General features: G+C 33.4%; 17 protein-coding genes. 10 read left to right on the forward strand and 7 right to left on the reverse strand.

Annotated features, from left to right (window positions below):
* Positions 1 to 34 precede the first annotated feature (34 nt).
* Together Q0857_RS07125 and Q0857_RS07130 are read left to right on the forward strand one after the other, a co-directional pair.
* Positions 35 to 577, forward strand: a complete 543-nt coding sequence (locus Q0857_RS07125; RefSeq protein WP_298533366.1) for a DUF922 domain-containing protein — start codon at positions 35 to 37, stop codon at positions 575 to 577.
* Between the two features lie 3 nt (positions 578 to 580).
* Complete coding sequence (locus Q0857_RS07130) at positions 581 to 817, forward strand: DUF3820 family protein (RefSeq protein ID WP_298533368.1); 237 nt, start codon at positions 581 to 583, stop codon at positions 815 to 817.
* 13 nt (positions 818 to 830) lie between these two features.
* On the opposite strand, the gene Q0857_RS07135 is transcribed toward Q0857_RS07130, so the two are convergent.
* From Q0857_RS07135 to Q0857_RS07150, 4 genes are all read right to left on the reverse strand, one after another.
* Positions 831 to 1,085 carry a hypothetical protein gene (locus Q0857_RS07135; protein WP_298533369.1) on the reverse strand — a complete coding sequence of 85 codons (255 nt, stop codon included), beginning with the start codon at positions 1,083 to 1,085 and terminating at the stop codon, positions 831 to 833.
* Entirely contained in the window at positions 1,078 to 1,473 is a 396-nt protein-coding gene (locus Q0857_RS07140; protein WP_298533370.1) for a hypothetical protein, read from the reverse strand. The genes Q0857_RS07135 and Q0857_RS07140 overlap by 8 nt, the downstream gene beginning before the upstream one ends.
* 11 nt (positions 1,474 to 1,484) lie before the next feature.
* Complete coding sequence (locus Q0857_RS07145) at positions 1,485 to 2,030, reverse strand: RNA polymerase sigma factor (protein WP_298533371.1); 546 nt, start codon at positions 2,028 to 2,030, stop codon at positions 1,485 to 1,487.
* A 293-nt stretch (positions 2,031 to 2,323) separates the two neighbouring features.
* Positions 2,324 to 2,560, reverse strand: coding sequence for a hypothetical protein (locus Q0857_RS07150; protein WP_298533373.1), 237 nt, complete (start codon positions 2,558 to 2,560; stop codon positions 2,324 to 2,326).
* 157 nt (positions 2,561 to 2,717) lie between these two features.
* On the opposite strand from Q0857_RS07150, the gene Q0857_RS07155 reads away from it, so the two are divergent.
* The 5 genes from Q0857_RS07155 (at position 2,718) to Q0857_RS07175 (ending at position 10,973) form a co-directional block, all read left to right on the forward strand.
* Entirely contained in the window at positions 2,718 to 4,667 is a 1,950-nt protein-coding gene (locus tag Q0857_RS07155; protein WP_298533374.1) for a peptidylprolyl isomerase, read from the forward strand.
* A gap of 5 nt (positions 4,668 to 4,672) precedes the next feature.
* Positions 4,673 to 5,524 (forward strand): peptidyl-prolyl cis-trans isomerase, encoded by an 852-nt coding sequence (locus Q0857_RS07160; protein WP_298533375.1) that lies wholly within the window; start codon positions 4,673 to 4,675, stop codon positions 5,522 to 5,524.
* Positions 5,487 to 6,947: a peptidylprolyl isomerase gene (locus Q0857_RS07165; RefSeq protein ID WP_298533376.1), complete on the forward strand. Its 1,461-nt coding sequence runs from the start codon at positions 5,487 to 5,489 to the stop codon at positions 6,945 to 6,947. Before Q0857_RS07160 ends, Q0857_RS07165 begins: the two co-directional genes overlap by 38 nt.
* A 5-nt stretch (positions 6,948 to 6,952) precedes the next feature.
* A complete protein-coding gene (locus Q0857_RS07170; RefSeq protein WP_298533377.1) occupies positions 6,953 to 7,906 on the forward strand; it encodes a MoxR family ATPase in 954 nt (317 codons plus the stop codon).
* Between the two features lie 295 nt (positions 7,907 to 8,201).
* Entirely contained in the window at positions 8,202 to 10,973 is a 2,772-nt protein-coding gene (locus Q0857_RS07175; RefSeq protein ID WP_298533379.1) for a bifunctional aconitate hydratase 2/2-methylisocitrate dehydratase, read from the forward strand.
* Between the two features lie 685 nt (positions 10,974 to 11,658).
* On the opposite strand, the gene Q0857_RS07180 is transcribed toward Q0857_RS07175, so the two are convergent.
* A complete protein-coding gene (locus Q0857_RS07180; protein WP_298533380.1) occupies positions 11,659 to 12,507 on the reverse strand; it encodes a hypothetical protein in 849 nt (282 codons plus the stop codon).
* Between the two features lie 212 nt (positions 12,508 to 12,719).
* On the opposite strand from Q0857_RS07180, the gene Q0857_RS07185 reads away from it, so the two are divergent.
* Positions 12,720 to 14,987 (forward strand): aconitate hydratase, encoded by a 2,268-nt coding sequence (locus Q0857_RS07185; protein ID WP_298533381.1) that lies wholly within the window; start codon positions 12,720 to 12,722, stop codon positions 14,985 to 14,987.
* Positions 14,988 to 15,400: 413 nt separating this feature from the next.
* On the forward strand, positions 15,401 to 17,836 hold the full coding sequence (locus tag Q0857_RS07190; RefSeq protein WP_298533382.1) for a mechanosensitive ion channel domain-containing protein: 2,436 nt from the start codon (positions 15,401 to 15,403) through the stop codon (positions 17,834 to 17,836).
* A gap of 121 nt (positions 17,837 to 17,957) precedes the next feature.
* Here the strand turns inward: Q0857_RS07190 and Q0857_RS07195 are convergent, their stop codons facing one another.
* Positions 17,958 to 20,126 (reverse strand): T9SS type A sorting domain-containing protein, encoded by a 2,169-nt coding sequence (locus Q0857_RS07195; RefSeq protein WP_298533383.1) that lies wholly within the window; start codon positions 20,124 to 20,126, stop codon positions 17,958 to 17,960.
* A 199-nt stretch (positions 20,127 to 20,325) separates the two neighbouring features.
* Between Q0857_RS07195 and mazG the strand changes: the two genes are divergently transcribed.
* Complete coding sequence (gene mazG, locus Q0857_RS07200; RefSeq protein WP_298533384.1) at positions 20,326 to 21,105, forward strand: nucleoside triphosphate pyrophosphohydrolase; 780 nt, start codon at positions 20,326 to 20,328, stop codon at positions 21,103 to 21,105.
* Between the two features lie 117 nt (positions 21,106 to 21,222).
* Here mazG and Q0857_RS07205 read toward each other — a convergent pair whose 3' ends face one another.
* Entirely contained in the window at positions 21,223 to 23,214 is a 1,992-nt protein-coding gene (locus Q0857_RS07205; protein ID WP_298533385.1) for a DUF349 domain-containing protein, read from the reverse strand.
* Positions 23,215 to 23,289 lie beyond the last annotated feature (75 nt).

The raw sequence follows: 23,289 nt of genomic DNA on the forward strand, positions 1-23,289 counted from the left end.
TAGTAGATCGTTTTTATATTATTAATGAATTTTTGTGATAAGATTTTTAATTATTGTTTGCTGTTTTTTTAGTCTTCAACAAGATGAACCTACCTTGTCTTGGAATGAATCCAATAAGTTATCATGGAAGGATTTTTTAGCTAAGCCAAACCTTCATGAAAGTGCTGTGGCTATAACGGCATCTGGAATAACGTTTGAATTTTCAATTAGTCAGACAGAAGATAAACAAGTTGTGAGTTATACTTCAAATGTTCAAGCCCTTTTTTACCCCGATAAATCTTGGTATAAACCAAATTTGGCTGATGCTCATGTTTTAAGTCATGAACAATTGCATTTTGATATTACCGAATTGTTTGCACGAAAATTTAGAAAGCGCATTAGTAAGTTAAGCATATCAAACCATATTGGCAAGGATCTAAAAAAAATACACTTGAATATACTGAAAGAGTTAAAGGCTTTTCAAAAAGCCTATGATAATGAAACCAATTTCTCGATAAATAGTGAGTCTCAAGTAAAATGGAAAATATCGGTAGAGGAGGAACTTAACAACCTTTCAGAATTTAAATCTGTTAATTAACATATGGTTCAGCCTGATAAGAAGTTTTTAATTGATTTGGCGCATACTAAAATGCCTTTTGGAAAATATAAAGATCGATACCTTATAGACTTGCCCGAGTATTATGTGGTTTGGTATCATAGCAAAGGATTTCCTAAAGGAAAACTAGGTGATATGCTAGAGCAGGTTTATGAGTTGAAAATTAATGGTTTAGAGGAGTTGATTAGAAACATTAAAACGCAATACCCTAAAAAACATTAAGGTTTTTTGAAAACTAGTCTTCTAAAACATCACAAGTAAAACCAAAAGCTTTTACTTGTTTTATAATAACAATCTCGCTTAAACTCTTTGTGGTTTCTATTTTTAATACATTATCCACATCTTCAATGTCTATGTTCCATTTAATAATATCTACATGATTGTCTAAAAATGGTTTCAATACATTTACTTTGTCCGCATCACAAATATTTGTTTTTAAAATAAACAATTTCGAACGGAGTTTGTAATGAGAATAAAAAGGGCTAATCATTATTACTGTTTTGGTTATTTAGTTGTTCAATATATTCTTCGTATGCTTTATTGCCTTGTTCTTTCCAGAATTGATCATAGTGTTTCCATTTCGAAAAATCTCCTTTACCACTACTTTTGCAGTCACTTCTTTTAGATGAATTTTTGCTGCCGCTAAAGCCTCCACAACCACCTACTAAAATTTTAAGTAAAATAAACAGACCAACGGCTTGCCAATAATTAAGAGAGGTTAAACCAAATATTTCTGGCATTAACCAGTTCCAAAGCCACATAATAACGAAGCCAAAAAGAATGACTAGACCAGTAATAAAAATACCCCCAAATATGACCATACCAATTATTTCTCCAATTGATTTTCCTCGCATTTTATGTTTAAAGTAATTTGACATGTTTTTTTGTATTAATTAATAATTTCTTTTTTTGTTTTCAATTTTTTAAAGAGCTGCGAAATAGCTCTATGTCTTCTAGACATTAATGTGCCTACAGGTATACCAGTTTCAAAAGCTATTTCTTTGTACGTGTAACCTTCAAAATCTATAGCTATAATAATGTCTTTATAGTCAGGTTTAAGGTTTATAATAGCTTTTTTTAATTCCATCTTCATTTGTTCGGTATAATCATCATCTGAGTTGCTATGAACCAATTGAGCAAATTCTGTCAGTTTTATTTCATTTTGATTTTCATGAGAAATGGGCTGTTTTTTACTCACCCTCATAACATCAATAATTTTATTTTTTAAAGCATGATAAACAAATCCCGCAACATTATTTATTGGTGAATATCTATCAGCCCCAGTAAAAAGTTTTAAAGCTACATCTTGAATAATATCTTCAGCGTCACGGTTAATGCTTTCTTTCAATTTTGAGCCAACATATCCTTTCAGCGAATAATATTCCTTATCAAAAAAATCTTTTAATTTTTTATTATTATCTGATTTCGAATTCATTTAAAAAGCTTATTTGACTAGCCCTTCATTTATAAAGACGGACATTTTCAAATCCATTGCATTTTTTTTCAATTATTTTATATTAATCAGACGAATGGGAATGGAATTCGTATCAAACCAACTCAAAAAATTTAATAGAACTAGTGTTTTAGAGGTGGTTTAAAGTAGAAATTTTAACTTAATTATTGGCGCCTGGAAAAAAGAGAAGAAACTTAAATACTAAATAACCATGTTAATGCAAACTTAGTTATTGAATTGGTGGGCCAATATATAATTAGAGAAACTATAATAAATTAAGGGGCGTAGACCTGTCCTCTATGCGGCTTTAAAGCGTCTCTAACCGGTTTCATGTCTTTTTCATCAATTACCAAAAAAGCGATAGAATGCATGTCGCTTAAATCGTGATACCCCGTAAGGGTGATATCTAAATTCTCTAGTTGAATATATTCTTTCAAATGAATTTCATGGTGTTCTGCAATCTTGCTGGAGTTCGGCCCATGGAAATCCCAAATAAGTTTTAATTTGCACATACGTTTAGGGTAATATTCTAATAGAAACTATGTTATTTATATATATTCAAATATAATTGAAAAGAGGTAATATTTAGTTTTTTTAATCGTTTGTAAAACGGCTTGCAATATAGGTTTATATTTCTATTTTTGTAACTATTCAAAAATTTAAGACTCCATGAAATTGAAATACTTATTTACTTTATTTTTTGCTTTGTTTGTGTTTATTTTAAATGCGCAATCTACTGAAGAGGAAGTCCTTTTTACTGTCGCAGATGAACCTGTCTATGCTTCCGAATTTATTAGAGTTTATAATAAGAATCTCGATTTGGTGCAAGATGATTCTCAAAAGAATGTGGACGAGTATTTAAAGCTATTTACGAGTTATAAACTAAAGCTGAAAGAAGCAAGAAGTCTTGGTTTAAATGAAAAAGCGTCTTATTTAAAAGAATTGGAAGATTACAAAAAGCAATTGGCAAAGAATTATATGTCCGACTCGCAAGTTACCGATGCTTTAGTAGAGGAAGCTTATGAAAGAATTTCTTATGAGGTAAGAGCCAATCATATTTTAGTAAAAATTTCTGAAACAGCTACTCCAGAAGATACACTTGTTGCATATAATGATATCATTAAGTTAAGAGAGAGAGCCCTGAAAGAAGGGTTTGATAAAGTTAGAGAAGAGGTACATAATGGAACCACTATTTTTGGTGAAAAGCTAGGCTATTTTAATGGGTTTAAAATGGTATATCGCTTTGAAACTGTAGCTTATAATACTGAGGTTGGTGAAATTTCAATGCCATTTAGAACACGTTTTGGGTATCATATTTTAAAAGTTTTAGATAGAAGAAAATCTGAAGGACAGGTTGATGTAGCCCATATTATGGCAATGAAGAAAGAAAAGGATACACTTTCTGAAAAACCAGAAATAAGAATTCAAGATATTTATAAGAAACTAAATCAAGGAGAAAATTTTGAAGCTTTAGCAAAACAATTTTCTGATGATAAAAACTCAGCACCAAAAGGAGGTAAGCTACCTTTACTTAGTAGAGGACAATTAAGGGTTAAAGAATTTGAAGATGTTGCTTTTGGTTTAGATAGTCTAGGTCAGGTTTCAGAACCATTTAAGACTGATTTTGGATGGCACATTGTTAAATTATATGCTAAGGTACCAGTGCCAGATTTCGATGCGATGAAGGCTGAATTGATTGGTAAGGTAAAACGCGATAGCAGGTCGAAACTAATTGATCAAGCGCTTATAGATAAGCTAAAGAAAAAGTATAATATTTCTGATGAACAACCAGCATTAGTCTACTTTGAGTCCATTTTAAATGATGACTATTTTAAAAACTCATGGAGTTTACCAAATGAATTTATGGGAAACACATCATTATTAAATATGGAGGGTACCGAGGTACTTTATCAAGATTTTGGAGACTATATGATTAAAACCATGCGTAGTTCAAGGCAAAAAATGCCTTATAAGGCTTTGGTGGCTCAAAAGTATGCCGATTTTTTAGGGCAACGCTTAATAGAATATCAAGAAGCTAATTTGGAAAACGAGAACGAGGAATTTGCCAATATTGTTAGCGAATATAGAGATGGGTTATTGTTATTCGAACTTATGGAGAATACCATTTGGAATGCTTCGGAGTCTGACTCTTTAGGTATTCAAGAATATTACGATTCGCATAAAGAAGATTATGTTTTACCAGAAAGAATTGATGCTGTAGTTGCTACATCAGTAAAGCAAAAAACGTTGAAAAAGGTTGCTAAGTTACTTAACGAGGGCATGGCAGTAGACCAAATTAAATCTCTTGTGAATAGTAATGATAAAATTGAGGTTATCTTTACAACAGATATTATGGAGGCTAATCATCAAGTACTACCAAAAAGCTTTGAATTTAAAGAGGGGATTTCTAAAATATACAAGCATAATGAAGCTTTTGTTTTAGTCCAGGTTAAAGAAGTTTTACCTAGTCTTCAGAAAACATTGGAAGAAGCCAGAGGAGGGGTTATAAGTGATTATCAAACTTATAAAGAAGAAAAGTGGATTGATGAATTAAAATTAAAATATAAAATTGAAATTAACGATACAGTTTATAATAAAGTAAAAGATCAACTTAAATAAATATTTTGCAAATCAGGATTGTCTTATTGTTGTTTGTTTTATTGGTTTTTTCATGTGATTATTTAAATAAATCTCATGATGAAAATCCAGTGGCAAGAGTCAACGAAACCTATTTATTTGAAGATGATATTAAAAACTTAGTGCCTAATGAAGCCTCTAAGGCAGATAGCACTTTAATTGTTCAAAATTTCATTAACAAATGGGCTACACAACAACTATTAATTGATGGTGCACTACTTAATTTAAGTGATAAGAAGCAAGAAACCTTCAACAGGTTAGTGAATCAATATAAGAAGGACTTATATACTAAGGCATATATGGAGGCTCTTGTAAAGCGCAGTATAGACACTGTAGTAACGGCTCAAGAGGCTGAAATTTATTATGAGAATAACAAAGAAGTCTTTAAACTAAATGAAGAGCTCATAAAGTTTAGATATATTCATGTTGAAGAAAATATTATAGATTATAAAAACGTTAAAAAGCGTTTCGAACGCTATGATAATGAAGATAAAAGAATATTAGATTCCATATCTATTCAGTTCAAATCCTACTCACTTAATGATTCGATTTGGATTAAATTAAGCCACGTTATTAAGAAAATTCCATCGGTAACTCCTGAAAACAAAAAACAACTGTTAAAAAAATCTAATTTTGTACAACTCAAAGATTCATTAGGAGTATATTTGATGCAAATAAATGATGTTCTATTACGAAACGATACTGCGCCATTAGAGTATGTTAAACCTACTATTAATCAAATAGTCATTAACAAACGAAAACTAGAGCTAATAAAAAAATTAGAAAAAGATATCACTAAAGATGCTATTAAAAATAAACAATTTGAGATATATAATTAATTTTAAATGTACACTGGGTTTGTGTATGACTTTACTTTTTGTAAATCTAGGATACACTCAAGAAATAATTGAAGATGAGGTTGAGGTTGTTGAAGAAGTTTATAAAAAAGTTGATACCGTAAAAACCAAAAATGCCATAAAAGTAGATGGAGTTGCAGCGGTTATAGGAGATTACATAGTTTTAGATTCTGATATAGATAAAACATATCTTCAACTTAAAGCGCAAGGTGTTGATACGGATAAAATTGAAACTTGTGAGTTGTTTGGAAAACTTCTAGAAGATAAATTATACGCGCACCATGCGATTCAAGATAGTATTATCGTTTCAGATGCTGAGATTAGGAATAATGTAGACTATCAAATTCAACAATTCTTGCAACAAACGAATGGTTCCATGGAAAAGCTTTTGGCTGTTTATGACAAAGAAGATGAACAAAGCTTTAGAGAAGAAATGTTTGAAATCAATAAGGCAAATATGTTAGCGCAAAGAATGCAAGCTGCCATTGTTGAAGAAATTGAAATTACTCCAGAAGAAGTTAGAACATTTTTTAATAGAATACCAGAAGATGAAAGACCAACTTTTGGAACAGAACTAAAGGTGGCACAAATAGTAGCTGAACCTAAAATTTCAGAAGAAGAAAAACAACAGGTAATAGATCGTTTAAAGCAATTTAAGGCTGATATTATTGAAAATGGTGCAAGTTTTAGATCTAAGGCTGTTTTGTATTCTGAAGATCCAGGATCTGCAAGTAGAGGTGGAAAGTATACTCTTAATAGAAAGAAACCCCAAATGGTAAAGGAGTTTAGAGAAGTTGCTTTTGCATTACAGGAAGGAGAAATATCTGAACCATTTAAGACAGATTTTGGTTATCACATAATAACTCTGGAAAAAATAAGAGGACAAGAATATGATGTAGCCCATATATTATTAACACCTAAAGTATCTAGCGAAGCATTAGCAGAAGCTAAAGAAAGGTTGGAAGATGTAAGAAAGAAAATTGTAGATAGTATTATTTCATTTCCAGATGCAGCTCGTGAAGCAAGTGATGAAAAAGAAACTAGAAATGATGGAGGGCAGCTTATTAACCCAACAACGCAAGATTATAATTTTGAATTAACAAGGATGGATCCGGAATTGTATGCGCAAATTCAAAATTTAAAAGATGGTGAAGTGAGCTTGGTTTTAAGAGAGGAAGACCGGTCAAGAAATGTTAAATTCAAAATATTAAAAGTTTCTGATAGAGTTGATGAGCATAAAGCAGATTATGCACGCGATTACTTAAAAATAAAACAATTGGCTCTAGAAGAAAAGAAAATTAAGGCTATTGAAGAGTGGCAAGAAACACATATTGTTGACACTTACGTAAAAATTAGTGGAGAATTTAGAAACTGTAAGTTTTCTGGTAATTGGTTAAAAAAGTAGAAAGTATGTCTGATGTCACTGCTATTGAAAAATTTGTCAAGCAATTTAATGACCTAAAGACTGAGATAGCTAAGGTTATTATTGGTCAAGATGAGGTCGTTACTCAAATTTTAATTTCTATTTTCTCAGGAGGACATTCGTTATTAATAGGTGTGCCAGGATTAGCCAAAACCTTGATGGTAAATACAATTGCTCAAGCTTTAGGGCTTGATTTTAAGCGTATCCAGTTTACTCCAGATTTAATGCCTAGCGATATATTAGGTAGCGAAATACTAGATGAAGATCGCCACTTTAAATTTATAAAAGGACCGGTTTTTTCAAATATAATCTTAGCCGATGAGATTAATAGAACACCTCCAAAAACACAAGCAGCTTTACTTGAAGCCATGCAGGAGCGGGCTGTAACAGTTGCGGGGCATCATTATAAATTGGATTTGCCATATTTTGTTTTAGCAACTCAAAACCCAATAGAGCAAGAAGGGACATACCCACTGCCAGAGGCCCAATTGGACAGGTTTATGTTTGCTATAAATTTGGATTATCCAACATTTAATGAAGAAGTTGAGGTTGTTAAGGCGACTACAAATGATGTTCCGGCAACCGTAAATGCCTTATTTTCGGCTCAAGAGATAGTCGATATTCAGCACTTAATTCGTCGTATTCCAGTAGCAGATAATGTTATCGAGTATGCGGTTTCTATAGTAGGAAAAACAAGAACAAATTCGAATTCGGCAGCTGATTTGGTTAAAACCTATGTAGATTGGGGAGCAGGTCCAAGAGCATCACAAAACTTAATTTTGGCAGCCAAAACGCATGCAGCGATTCATGGGAAGTTTTCTCCTGATATTGAAGATGTACAAGCTGTAGCTGAAGGTATTTTAAGGCATAGAATAATAAAAAATTACAAAGCCGAAGCTGAAGGTATTACAGAGACTCAAATAATTAATAGTCTGTTTTAAATTTTAAGAAGTCTAATTTATTTTCATCTTAATTATTATTAAAACTAGTTTAGAATTGTAAAGAGTAAAAAAAATTAACACTGTTTCTTATTAAATCTTCATTTTTACTAGAATTTTACTGCTGAAATTCTAATCATATTTAATTATTATGCTACTATAATAATTTCGCATAGCCCGAATCTCTATTACCGTTTTTATTTTTAGAACTTTGTATTAATTTCGTAATTTGCGTCGCTTTGAAAAAGCAATGGTCACATTACTTTTCAAGGCATTTAACATTGAAAATATTCTTTATATGAACTATAACGATTACCTAAAAGAAATCGAAGAAAGAAAGGCTCTAGGCTTACACCCAAAGCCAATTGATGGTGCTGATTTATTAAGTGCTATCATCGAACAAATTAAAGATTTAGATAATGAGCATAGAGAAGCATCTCTTAACTTTTTTATCTATAATGTTTTACCCGGAACCACGAGTGCTGCTGGTGTTAAAGCTAAGTTTTTAAAAGAGATTATTTTAGGAGAATCAATAGTTAAAGAAATAACACCTGCTTTTGCTTTCGAACAACTATCGCATATGAAGGGAGGTCCTTCAGTTGAGGTGTTATTAGATTTAGCTCTAGGAACAGATGTAGAAATAGCTAAAGAGGCTGCCAAAGTTTTAAAAACGCAAGTATTCTTATACGAAGCAGATACAGAACGTTTAGAAGAGGCTTTTAAAGCAGGAAGTGCTATTGCAAAAGATATTATAGAGAGTTACGCGCAAGCAGAATTCTTTACAAAATTACCAGAGATAGACGAAGAAATTGAGGTAGTAACATACATTGCTGGTGTTGGTGATATCTCTACAGATTTATTATCTCCAGGTGGTGATGCACACTCGAGATCAGATCGTGAACTTCATGGTCAGTGTATTTTTGAGCATAACAAAGACATGCAAAAAGAAGTATTAGCGTTAAAGGAGCAACATCCAGATAAGCGTGTGATGTTAATTGCAGAAAAAGGAACCATGGGAGTTGGGTCTTCAAGAATGTCAGGTGTAAATAACGTGGCATTATGGACAGGTATTTCTTCAAGTCCTTATGTACCATTTATCAATATTGCACCAGTAATTGCAGGTACAAACGGTATAGCACCAATTTTCTTAACAACAGTTGGAGTAACAGGTGGTATTGGTTTAGATCTTAAAAATTGGGTTATTCAAAAAGATGCCGACGGAAAAACAATCCGAGATGAAGATGGAGAACCAGTATTAAAAGAAGAATATTCTGTAGCCACTGGAACAGTGCTTACAATTAATACAAAAGAGAAAAAATTATATAACGGAGATACAGAATTAAAAGATATTTCTGCAGCATTTACACCACAAAAAATGGAGTTTATGAAAGCAGGAGGTTCTTACGCTGTTGTTTTCGGTAAAAAACTACAAACATTTGCTGCTAAAGTATTAGGTATAGAAGTACCTCAAGTATATGCTGCTTCAAAAGAAGTATCTATAGAAGGACAAGGTTTAACAGCAGTAGAAAAAATATTCAATAAAAATGCAGTAGGAACTTCAGGAGCAACGTTACATGCTGGTTCTTACGTTCGTGCAGAGGTAAACATTGTAGGATCTCAAGATACTACGGGGTTAATGACGTCTCAAGAATTAGAGATGATGGCTGCAACTGTTATTTCTCCAATTGTAGATGGTGCATACCAATCGGGTTGTCATACCGCTTCTGTTTGGGATGATAAATCTAAAGCTAACATTCCAAGGTTAATGCAGTTTATGAACGATTTTGGTTTAATTACCGGTCGTGATCCAAAAGGGAAATATTTCCCAATGACAGATGTTATCCATAAAGTACTTAATGATATTACTGTTGGAGATTGGGACATCATTATTGGTGGAGATTCACATACACGTATGTCTAAAGGTGTTGCTTTTGGAGCAGATTCAGGAACAGTAGCCTTAGCACTAGCAACAGGTGAAGCCTCAATGCCAATCCCAGAATCGGTAAAAGTAACCTTTAAAGGTGAAATGAAGCCCTACATGGATTTCCGTGATGTAGTGCATGCCACACAACAGCAAATGTTAAAGCAATTTGGAGGAGAAAACGTATTCCAAGGTCGTGTAATCGAGGTACATATTGGTACGTTAACAGCAGATCAAGCCTTCACATTTACAGACTGGACAGCAGAAATGAAAGCGAAAGCCTCAATCTGTATTTCAGAAGATGAAACTTTAATTGAATCTTTAGAGATTGCAAAAGGACGTATCCAGATCATGATTGATAAGGGTATGGATAACGAGAAGCAAGTACTTAAAGGTTTAGTAGAAAAAGCAGAAACTAGAATAACAGAACTTAAAACAGGTATTAAACCATCGTTAAGACCAGATGCAGACGCTAAATATCATGCAGAAGTCATTATTGATTTAGATGAAATTGCTGAACCAATGATTGCAGATCCAGATGTAAATAACGACGATGTTTCTAAACGTTACACGCATGATACGATCCGTCCATTATCTTACTACGGAGGCACTAAAAAAGTAGATTTAGGTTTCGTAGGATCATGTATGGTGCATAAAGGCGATATGAAGATATTAGCGCAAATGTTAAAGAACATTGAAGCGCAACAAGGTAAGGTAGAATTTAAAGCACCTTTAGTTGTTGCACCTCCAACTTATAATATTGTAGATGAGTTAAAAGAAGAAGGCGATTGGGAAGTGTTACAAAAGTACTCAGGTTTCGAGTTTGACGATAGCGCACCAAAAGGGTTGGCACGTACTAAATATGAGAACATGTTGTACCTAGAGCGCCCAGGGTGTAACCTATGTATGGGTAACCAAGAAAAAGCGGAACCAGGGGATACGGTAATGGCAACATCTACACGTTTATTCCAAGGAAGAGTTGTAAAAGATTCTGGAGAGAAAAAAGGAGAATCTTTATTATCATCAACACCAGTAGTTGTGTTATCTACAATTTTAGGAAGAACACCAACTATGGCAGAATACGAAGCTGCGGTAGAAGGTATTGTTTTAACTAAATTTAAGCCTTCTACTAAGCAATTAGTAAGATAAATACATTCCCATGAAAATGGGAATCTCATAAAAGTAAAGTCCGAGTGTATAGCTCGGACTTTTTTTGTTTAGTGTCATTGCGAAGGAGGCACGACTGTGGCAATCTCTCGAAAATACAAATAGCTTTGTCATAATCGTATCAAGAAGTTGGGCGTTACCTTCCTTTTGTCAGGTCGGGCTTTCACGAGTCGCTCTCTGCGAGGAGCTCCAATAATCGCTCAATCCCTAACGCGGGTGTGTCCGTAAAAGACAATACCTAAGCAAGAAGTCATGTCCTTTAAGTTAATTCGCAGAATTGAAAGTCAAGGCGCAGTATAGATGCAGAAAAGCTCCGAGAGCAGGAGAACAACGTTCGACGCGGCCTTTATCAAATCGGTTTACAGTTTTCTTAAAAACTGTAAAATACCTCGACTTGAACTTGATTTTTTGGTTCGTTTTGCATCAAGGCAAAATGAATGAGTATAGTAATTTGGAATTAATTCTCTAATTTTAATCCCTAACGCGAATACTTGCTGTTTGTAGTTTGTAACCTGAAAAGCTTTGTCTTTTTTGTGGGTTCGTTTAACGTTTCGGCTATGAGTAGTTGCGTGGGTTACTAGTACTTAATGTTATAAATATTCTCCATATTGAAAATTTGCTAAAATTTTATAAGCATGCGAGAATAAGCAATTGCTTATAGCCTGTGTTACAAACTTTTACTTTCTTCATATTTGTATGTAATTGAGTATCTATCTATCTCCTGATCATCCTTTAATTTTACAATTCTTTTTTGGATTGGATGATTTTCAGAATCATATTCAATTGATATTGTACTAAAAATAGTAAAATTTGATTCTGCAGAAGAAATCAATGATTCGGTAACATTATTTTTAGAAAACCTTTCATCATAATTTTCAAACTGTCCAATGAATTGATTAATAATAATTCGATTGTTGTATGAAAAGTAATCAAAAGGTGTAGGAGATTGATCATATGTATAGCTATTGACTCCTCCGTCAAACAAATTAACAAAACTATTTATGACATTCCTGTTATCATCATAGGTAATATCAACTAAAATGGGGGCAATTCTGACATCAGTTTGAACCGACCTAGTGCTCAATACTTCGTTTTCGATATAATTATATTTGGTCCCATAAAATCTAGGATTCCCATATTCATCGGGTGGAGACAGTGGATATATGGTAGCTGTTTCTATTAGTTGATAGTTTATGTAATCGTAATTACTACTTGAAGATTCATTTCCGTTTTTATTACAAGAACTAGATATAATAATGTTATTCTCATAAGTTAAAATACACATTTCTTCCGAGAGAAATTCTCCATTGTCTGTTGAAATGGTTTTCAATTCTATAATATTATCGTTGGAATCATAGATAAAAGAAGTTTCAGAAGTAAAAGAACCATTATTATAGATTAATTTGATTAGTTTTTTTGGCAACTGTTGATTTACTATATCTTTATCATTTGACGTACAAGAAATAAGCATAAAACTAGTTAATCCAAGAAGTAATATAATTATCTTTTTAATCATTTTATAGTTTGATTTTAATTGTTTGTAATGCAAAAATAAAGTTCCGTTTCAATGAACTTTATTGGTTGTTAAACGAAGGTCGATAATTTTTCTGACAAAGTCAAGTAATTGATTTCTTAATAAAACCATTAAATTTCCATTTTTCAATAGCTTACTTATTTCGTATCTTAGAGAGCATTTAAAAAAGAAAAACAATAAAATCATAAAAGTATATGGCATTTGATATAGAAATGATAAGAGGTGTATACTCCAAAATGGCAGAAAATCTCAAAAAAGCACGTGAAGTAGTTGGAAAACCCTTAACCCTTTCAGAAAAAATATTATACAATCATTTATGGAACGGTATCCCAAATAAGGCATTTACAAGAGGAAAAGATTATGTAGATTTTGCACCAGATAGAATTGCTTTGCAAGATGCCACAGCACAAATGGCATTATTGCAGTTTATGCAAGCTGGAAAACACAAAGTAGCGGTACCAACAACAACACATTGCGATCATTTGATACAAGCCAAAGAAGGTGCATCAAAAGATTTGAAGCACGCCAATAATGTAAGCAGCGAAGTTTTTAATTTCTTAGAATCTGTTTCCAATAAATACGGTATCGGATTTTGGAAACCAGGAGCAGGTATTATTCACCAAGTAGTTTTAGAAAATTATGCATTCCCAGGAGGTATGATGATTGGTACAGACTCCCACACTGTAAATGCTGGTGGATTAGGAATGGTTGCTATTGGAGTAGGAGGTGCGGATGCGGTTGATGTTATGGCTGGTATGGCTTGGGAATTGAAATTCCCAAAATTAATAGGTGTTAGACTAACAGGGGAATTATCTGGTTGGACAGCACCAAAAGATGTGATTTTAAAAGTCGCAGAAATTCTAACCGTAAAAGGAGGAACTGGAGCCATTGTTGAGTATTTTGGACCTGGAGCAATAGCTATGTCCTGTACCGGAAAAGGTACCATTTGTAATATGGGAGCAGAAATAGGTGCAACTACGTCTACATTTGGTTACGACGAATCTATGGAACGCTATTTAAAAGCTACCGATAGAGCAGATGTCGCAGAAGCAGCTAATGCAGTTAAAGCACATTTAACCGCAGACCCAGAAGTTTATGCAAACCCAGAGCAATATTTCGATCAAGTTATAGATATTAATTTATCCGAATTAGGTCCCTTATTAAATGGTCCATTTACTCCAGATTTATCTACAGAAGTTGGATCAGATATGACTGAAAAAGCGAAAGCTAACGATTGGCCAATAAAAGTAGAATGGGGGTTAATTGGGTCTTGTACCAACTCATCCTACGAAGATTTATCCAGAGCATCATCTATAGCCCAACAAGCTTTAGATAAAGGTTTAAAAACTAGAGCAGAATTTGGTATCAACCCAGGTTCTGAACAAGTGCGATATACAGCAGAGCGGGATGGTATTCTAGAAGTATTTGAAAAATTGGATGCCAAAATATTTACAAATGCTTGTGGGCCCTGTATTGGGCAATGGGCAAGATATTCAGACCCTAAAAATGCACCAAAAAACAGTATTGTACATTCTTTTAACAGAAACTTTGCAAAGCGTGCTGATGGCAACCCAAATACGCATGCCTTTGTAGCATCACCAGAGTTAACTGCTGCCATTGCCATTGCAGGTCGTTTAGATTTTAATCCGTTAAAAGATAAGTTAATTAACGAAAACGGAGAGGAAGTCATGCTTGACGAGCCTACAGGATGGGAATTACCTCCAAAAGGTTTTGATGTAAAAGATAACGGTTATTTAGAACCAGAAGCAGATGGAAGTCATATACAAGTTACTGTAAAAGAAGATTCTGAGCGTTTACAATTACTCACTCCATTTACACCACTAGGAGATAATATTACTGGTGCTAAATTATTAATCAAGGCTTTTGGAAAATGTACCACTGACCATATTTCTATGGCTGGACCATGGTTACGTTATAGAGGGCATTTAGATAATATTGCCAATAATACCTTAATAGGGGCAGTAAATGCATTCAACCAGAAAACAAACTTTGTTAAAAATCAGTTAACAGGAGATTATGGAGGTGTGCCAGATGTGCAACGTGCCTATAAACAGGCGGGTATAAAAACCATAGTTGTGGGCGACCATAATTATGGCGAAGGCTCATCTAGAGAGCATGCTGCAATGCAACCTCGACATTTAGGCGTTGCTGCGGTTATCGTAAAATCGTTTGCACGTATTCACGAAACAAATCTAAAGAAGCAAGGTATGCTAGGCTTAACATTTGCAAACGAAGCAGATTACGATTTAATTCAAGAAGACGATACCTTTAACTTTATCGATTTAAAGGAGTTTGCTCCAGGAAAGCAACTCACATTAGAGATTGTACATGCAGATGGTAGTAAAGATGTTATTAGCTTAAACCATACCTACAACCAATCCCAAATAGATTGGTATAAGGAAGGTTCTGCACTTAATTTAATTAAAAAGGAAAACGCTTAGTTTAAAATATCAATCCCTATATGCAGATATAGTTTGCAAAGGGGGTTGAGTTAAATGGAATTTTTATCGAATTCAGACGTAATTTCTTAGGTTCCATATTCTTCTCTAAATAAGTTCAATAAATTCCTCCCATTTTTTCTCTTGTTGTTTCTAACAGGACGCTTTATTTTCAACTTTTTCAATTCATTTATTTGTTCAATTTTCAGTTTACCATACCTAAATGTTTTTTTGGCTACGAAATCAATTAGCTAATTTTTCTTAAAGAATTAAGTGATCTTGGAAGGGACTAGTTTATATATTTAATTCAACAAATACATAAATACCCATAAGATGGAGTATTAGTATTATTAGCAAAAATTCAAGTGTATTTGAAATAAAAAATTAAGTATCTTGTTGCTTTCAAAGTAATTTCTATGACCTATTTATCTGTTAGATTTAATTATATTTTATTGATTCTTTTATTTGTGTCTTATGGTATAAGCGCGCAAGAACCTATTACTGTAATTGATAGCACGACGGTTTCGGAAAAATCTATTGCGCTAGGAGACATTTCAGAAGAGTCTGAAGCACTGGGCCAGGAATTATTAAAGCTTAAAGGTGCTCTAGATAAGAATAAACACGTGCTCGAAATTGACTCTATCATCACGCTTAAAGCTCCAGAAATACTAAAACTAGTTGACACTCTGTTTTTAAAACGAGAAGATGTTACACTTCGAGACCTTAAGGTTAGAAAAGTAGAATGGACTAATTATAAAATGGTTTTAAGTGAGCATCAAAGCACTATTAATGAACGATCTGAAGAAATTAGTAATATAATCAATGATGTGTTTTCAGATTTAAACAAATGGGAACTTACAAAAAAAGAACTTGCTGGTAGAAGTGAATCTAAAGACTTGGAAGAGAGTTTTAACCGTGCTATTTCCTCTTTGGAAGATATCTTGAAAGCTGCTCATTTACGTTTAGATGATGTATTTGCGACACAGAAAAAAATAACAGAATTGGTATTGATAATTGATTCTGAAATCTCCAATATTGAGTTTGCAGAGAATCAAAGGCGTAAGGATTATTTTGTTTTTGATAAGCGACCCATCTGGGAAAAAGGCGAAAAACTTATGCTGGGAGATAGCATTGCAGCGGAAACACTGTCTTCTTATCAATTATTTGTTAAAGGTGTAAAACAAAACGAAAGTCAGTTTTTTGAGTTTTTTCATTTAAATAAAAAAACAGCAATTCTTCAAATGATCTTTCTTATTCTATTACTGGCTTTTCTCATTACGGCTAATATGAAATGGAATAAAGAAGAGATATTGTCTTTAAATAATCCTATTGAAATTCAAGCTAAAACCATTCTTGTTAACCCTATTTTGACCACTTTTTCGGTAGGTATGTTGGTTTCGGCTTTCTTTTATGATTCCATGGTTCCAGCTTATGCCGAATTTCATGTACTTGTTATTTTGTTTACAACGGTTTTATTACTGCCAAAACTTACGGGCAAAAGAATAAGAATCTTTTTATGGTTATTATTTTTAATTTATATTATCAGCGTATTTGAAGCTTTTATTGGAATAAAAGCTAATCTGGTAAGAAACCTATCAATCTTTACAAGTTTATTACTTCTCGTAGCCTTGTACCTTGGACGAAAAGCGGTTAGTGAAAACCCTGAGAAGTTTTCACAAATTATAAAGCCTTTTAGGTTGATTTCTATTTTGTATATGGCATTGCTTGTAATTTCAATTATCGCTAATATAATAGGCATGTTCTCCTTGTCTACTTATTTAGCAAAAGCAGTTACAGTTTCCTTAATTTTTGCGTTTGTTGTGTATCTGTCTACCAAAGTATTCATAAGTATTTTTATACTAATCTTTAAGTTTAGAACGACTTCAAATATTCAAACTTTAAGCACACTGATAAGCGCTACCCACCAAAGAATCAGACCATTGTTTAATTTTATGGGGTTTGTTGTTTGGTTGGTGTTTACTTTAAAGGGGTTCGAATTATACGATTATATTTTAAACGGTTATAACGAAATTTTAGACTTAGAGTGGCAGATTGGAGAAATGACTATTTCTCTTGGAGGGATGCTAGCTTTTGCGGGTATTTTTGTTATTGCTTTAATCTTATCTAAAATAGCTGCCGCGATATTTCAAGATGAATGGATGGTGAATGTTTTACCAAGAGGATTAGCTCCTGCTATTTCATTGGTTTTAAGAATAGTAATGATTGCTATTGGGCTTTATGCAGGATTTACTGCTGCAGGGGTAGATTTAAGTAAGCTCGGGTTTATAATTGGAGCTTTGGGTGTTGGTATTGGTTTTGGATTGCAAAATGTAGTACTCAACTTTGTTTCTGGTTTGATTCTAGCCTTTGAGCGTCCAATTAATATAGGTGATACTATTGAGGTAGATATGGAAATGGGTGTGGTAACCAATATTGGGGTGCGATCTAGTAATATTAGGGCATATTCGGGAGCAGAAGTGATTATTCCTAACGGCGATTTAATTTCCAAAAAAGTTGTGAATTGGACTCTGTCTAATAGAAACAGAAGAAGTAATGTAGCTATGAAAACATCTCCTGATGCCGATCCGGAAAAAGTGATAGAATTGTTTAATAAAATAGCTTTGGATCAGCCGGCTACTAGCGCCAATCCGGAACCAAAAACATATTTTCATGGTTATGGTTCCGATGGGAATCTTAAATTCTCTCTCATGTATTGGACAACATTTTCAGATACGTTGAATACTGATAACGATATTGCCCTAAAAATATTTAAAAAATTAAAAGAGGAAGGTATTGATGCACCAGTTCCTGTAAGACGTGTTATTACAGAAGAACGAAAAAAGGGTGATTAATATATTGTAAAAGCACCCTTATCCACTTCCTATTTATATTCTTAAAATTTTAGAATATAATAATCCTTTTCATGAGGCATGGAGGTTGTGCAGTAGATCTTTAATTAGAGTTCAAATTTATTTAATGTTTCACAATAAGTTTTTTAATACCAATTAAGGTATGGTCTTTCATTATTTTGATAATGTAAATGCCAGAAGCCAAGTTTCTCGTATTAATTACACTTTTGTTCCCAATATTAGAGAACTTATTCACTACTTTTCCATAGATATCCAAAACACTTACTTCATTATTTGCATCATTTAAACCTGATAAGGTTACAAACTCATTTGATGGGTTTGGATATATATTGATTATTTGTTTAGCTAAGCGCTCCTCGTTAGTTGATAATGACCCTGTATGTCCTAGTTCAATAATTCCCCAGAAAGCGTCAAAAGTTCCAATAGTTAAGGTAGTCATACCAGAATTATCTGTTTCTAAAGGTAAATTTATAGAAGGTTTATTTGGTCTGTGTAGTGTTGCTTCTGTAATGGTATTAGGAAATGTTGCCGAAGATATTTTTACAGAAATGTTATTATGAGTTTGAGCCTCATCTTCGCTAGAGTTATATTTACGGTTGAGTAAATGAAGCACATATGGAGCCTCGGGTTTAGAGGATATTCTTGGTAAGGCAGATATTAAATTATTACTTACTACATCATTCCTTAAGACATCTATTTTCCATGAAAGAAGTTGTTTTATTTCACTACTATTATCAATTGAAACAACATTAGTAGCACTTCCCGCGGTGGTTAAAATTGCGTTTTGTTCAGCTGTGAAATACTGTTTGTCACTATCATGAACAATCACATCATATAATGCTAAATCTTCAACAGTTGGTGCAAGAGGGCGGTCAGGATCACCAAAAATTTTCAAATCAAATGAAATATTATCTTCTACAAGATTCCGTAATGTTTGTCGTGCGGTATTACTGCCATCCATACCCGATTCAAGTAGTGATGCGTAGACAGAATATGCAAGACCTACATTGGATAAAGCTTGGTAATCGTCGAGCAATGCGCTATTATCGTGAATAAAAGTATACAAATCTCCATAGACTTGCCAACCCGGACTCCATGTTGGATATCCACTACCAAGCCATATATTTTCAGGAATGGTAAATACAGAACCCATAGCATAAGCCTGTGCTATCCAACCGCGAGCCTGACGTGGCGCGCTTCTATCATATAATGCCCTAAATGCACCCGGATAAGGAAAATAGATTAAGGTTTTATCCAGCGCTTCTGCCGCTTTGTAATGCAACATGGGTTTAAATGGAGGCGATGTAGATACGTTATGATCATGAAAAAACTCACCAGCTAAATAGGTTTGTCGATTTGAAAAAACAAAACCACGAGGTTCAATAAGATTTGTAGTAGCACCTATGGCAATTCCTGGCTTTTTTGTGTCAATGTATTCGAACAATTCATCCATGACCTCATTTAAGGCTTGACGGTGAAAGTATACAAAATCGGCGTATAAAGGAATATTTCCATCAATGCTAAGAGCTTGTTGCTTGTAACTATTTAGCGTATAACCTTCATCAAGTAAGAAATTACGATAATTAAAACTATCAATATCATTTATTCCAAGAGCACTCAACTCAGATGTAGAGTATTTTTCTTTTAGATAAGCTCTGAAGTTATTCATGGAATGTACAGAGAAATCTCCTCCCAACCAATGTAAAGTTCTGGAGGCAGAAGTTTGGGAATCAATCATAAGGTGCGTAATCGGAGCAAAATCTATACGATCTACTTGATACTTAAGCCATTCCAAAAACTCTGGCCCATGATGACTTTGCCAACTATGTGCTTGCCCATTATGAATATTTCCTGACCAAAGAATGTCATTCCCATTTAAGTCTTTCGCCCAATATGATCCAGGGTCATTCATGAAGTCTATCATCCATTTCCACCCCCAGTCAAACTCCAAACGCCCAAAAAAATATTCCCCATTCGATACACGGTTTTCTACATCTGCAGCCCAACTATTCATAGCTGTGTCCGAGCTAATACCATTGTATAACATATGGCCCCAAAAAACACCGTCTGCTTTATATTTACCATAATTAAAGGCGGTTGCACTTGATTTTTGCGTAAACAGTATTATTGATTTTTTAATAGGTGCAACAGCAGTATTTGAAAGAGAAGAACTACTCTGAGAAGCTAATGATTGCTCTTGGGCATATATATTTATAGAAAAGAAAGCTAGAAAAAGGAATAAGATTCTGTATGCCTGAAATAAATTTTTCATAGGAATTAACAATTTTTAGAGCAATGTATTGAAAATTATAAGAAAACAACTGAATTTAACCTCGATAGAAACTAGACTTGCTAAAATTTTATGCTTCATCGTTAAATTAAGATTTTATTATTTTTTAATTCAGCCAAATTTTAAAATTATAGTTTCTTAACTAGAATATCAAAACCGTATTTTTACAAAAATTTCAAAAATGAATTCTAGACAGGACCAGCTTAAAGCATTTGATAGATTATTAACTATTATGGATGAGCTTCGTGAACAGTGTCCATGGGATAAAAAGCAGACTATGGAAACCTTACGACATTTAACTATTGAAGAAACTTATGAGTTGGGTGATGCTATACTGGATAATGATTTAGAGGAGGTTAAAAAAGAACTAGGTGATGTTTTATTACATATTGTATTTTATTCTAAAATAGGAAGTGAAACCCAAGATTTTGATATTGCTGATGTTTGCAATGGTATTTGTGAAAAATTGATAAATAGACACCCACATATTTATGGTGATGTGAAAGTTGAAAATGAAGAAGATGTTAAACGCAATTGGGAAAACCTAAAACTTAAAGAAGGAAAGAGTAGTGTTTTGGAAGGTGTGCCTAGAAGTTTACCTGCTTTGGTTAAGGCCAATAGAATTCAAGAAAAAGTTGCAGGTGTTGGTTTTGACTGGGAGGAAACAAATCAAGTTTGGGAAAAGGTAGAAGAGGAGATTAATGAGTTTAAAGTAGAGGTAAAGTCTGGAAATCAAGATCAAATGGAAAGTGAATTTGGAGATGTGATGTTCTCTATGGTTAATTACGCAAGGTTTTTAGGTATCAATCCAGAAAATGCTTTGGAGCGCACTAATAAGAAGTTCTCTAAACGTTTCCAATATTTAGAAGCTAAAGCAAAGAGTATGAATAAACCTCTTAAAGATATGACCCTTGCTGAAATGGATGTGTTTTGGGAGGAAGCAAAACAGCTGCCGAAATAGGCATTGGAATACTCGTTTTTAAATATCTTAAAATCAGATAGGTTAATTTTAGAATAAAAAAAAGCATTAGTAAATTTATTATTGACTAATGCTTTTTTTACAAGAGATAAAAACGCTCTAATATAGATTTTTTATTTTTTGAAGTTTTGCTTTCCAAACCTCTAAGGCTCCTTTATGTTCAGCAATATTTTTATGAACTTCTTTTACCAAAGGATTATCTTCATCAACATTAGTGAAAAACTGTAAGTTATTCTCTAACTGATTAATTTGCCCCTTGGCCTCGTCAATCTTTTTGCGAATAAAGTTACGTTCGTTATCTAGATTTCTAGTATCGTTGGAATCATGAAGACCATCAAGCTTGTTTTCATACTTAATCATTTCGGCCTCAGTCTTATCAATTTTTAATTTAGTAAGCAAGCCATCAATTGATTTTTGAAATTTACCATCAATATAACGTTTGTCATTTGGAACTCTTCCAAAAGCTTGCCACTCCTTAATTTTGGCTTTAACCAGATCTACACCTTCTGCTTTATCTTCAGGCAACTTTAAATCTTTCAACCCACCAAGGAATTCGTTCTTTTTAGTGTAAGCTTCAACCTGTTCTTTACTTGCAGCATTTCTTTTAGCATGAATTCTATCGAAGTAATAATTGCAGGCGCCTTTAAACTGTTTCCATATTTTGTCGCTGTCTCTTCTAGGTACATGACCAATTTTCTTCCAATCACTCTGGATTTTCTTCATTAAAGGCGTAACCGTTTCAAAATCTTCACTTTCCTTGTTATCTTCAGCTATTTTGATAAGTTCTAGTTTTTGTTGAAGATTCTTATACTGATCTTTTTTTAAGCCTTTATAAAATGCATTCTTTTGTCTGTTAAAATTTCTAACAGCATCTTTAAACTTAGCCCAAGTAGCTTCGTTTACCTTTATAGGCACTTTACCCGCATTGAAAAAAGAATCTCTTAGTGTTTCTATCTGTTTAATTTTCTTTTGCCAAGAACCATGAGAGCCACTTTCTTGGGCCCCTATAGCTTCGATACCAGCAATAATTTCAAGTTTAGTCTCTAAGTTTTTTTCATATACCTTATCAATTTCTTGATAATATAAATGACGTTTATCATTAATGATTTTTGTAGCAGCCTTGAAACGTTCCCAAATTTCTTCGCGATGCGCTTTACCAACAGGGCCAAGTTCTTCTTTCCACATTTTATGTAGCTCTTGAAGTTCTCTAAATGATCGCAAAACGTTGTCATCTTGAGCAAGCTCTTCAGCACGTTCAATGATTAATAACTTCTTTTCTAGATTGTGTTTGAAATCAAGATCACGTAAATCTCTGTTTAAATGGAGAAAATCATAAAACAGTTCCACATGATGGTGATAACTATTCCAAGCATTATTGTATTTATCTCTTGGTATAGGTCCAGTAGTTCTCCAACGTTCTTGTAGCTCCTTGAAATGCTTATAAGTGGTGTTAATATTTTCTTCAACATTAATTAAACCTTTAAGCTCTTCTATAATCTCAAGCTTATCTGTTAAATTTTGTTTCAGATTTTTTTCTAAGCTTTGGTAATGTTCATTTAACTTAGTTCTATAAGATTTATAGGCCTCTTTAAATCTTTTTTGAACTGGAGAAGAATAATAAAAATCTATTTCATTTCCACCAGTACTAACAAACTCTTCTTTTTTTTCGTCAATCAGCGCTTGAAATTTTAACTTAAATTCTGTGTTTATGCTATTGACATGAGAGCGTATAGCCTGTATTTTTTCACTTTTAAGCAGTCTTTCTAATTCAATTGCTAGAGCTTCTAAAGACATGGTGTCATAATCTTTAACCTCTATTTTATGTCTATCCTTATTGCCTTCATCTTCCGCATCTTCTGCATTAGACTCTTCAATTTCATTTATAACCTCGTCTTCTTGTTCCTTAACTTCTGATTCCTCCGCAACCTCTTTTATAACCTCTTGGGACGTTGCGGCATCCGGTTGACCGGGATTAACCTCATCATGAGAAGCATTTTCTATTGGTTGAGTTTCGTTTAATGCTGTAGCGTTCTCTTTCGAATTAGTTTCATCAGCTCCTTCTAATTCCTGTGTATTATTAATGTCAGACATTTTAAAAAATGTTAAGGTTCGTCAATTTTGTTTTGACATTAAAGATACTAACAACTAAAGTATAAACAAAGAGCT

The organism is uncultured Algibacter sp. (assembly GCF_947495925.1).
Classification (GTDB): domain Bacteria; phylum Bacteroidota; class Bacteroidia; order Flavobacteriales; family Flavobacteriaceae; genus Algibacter_E.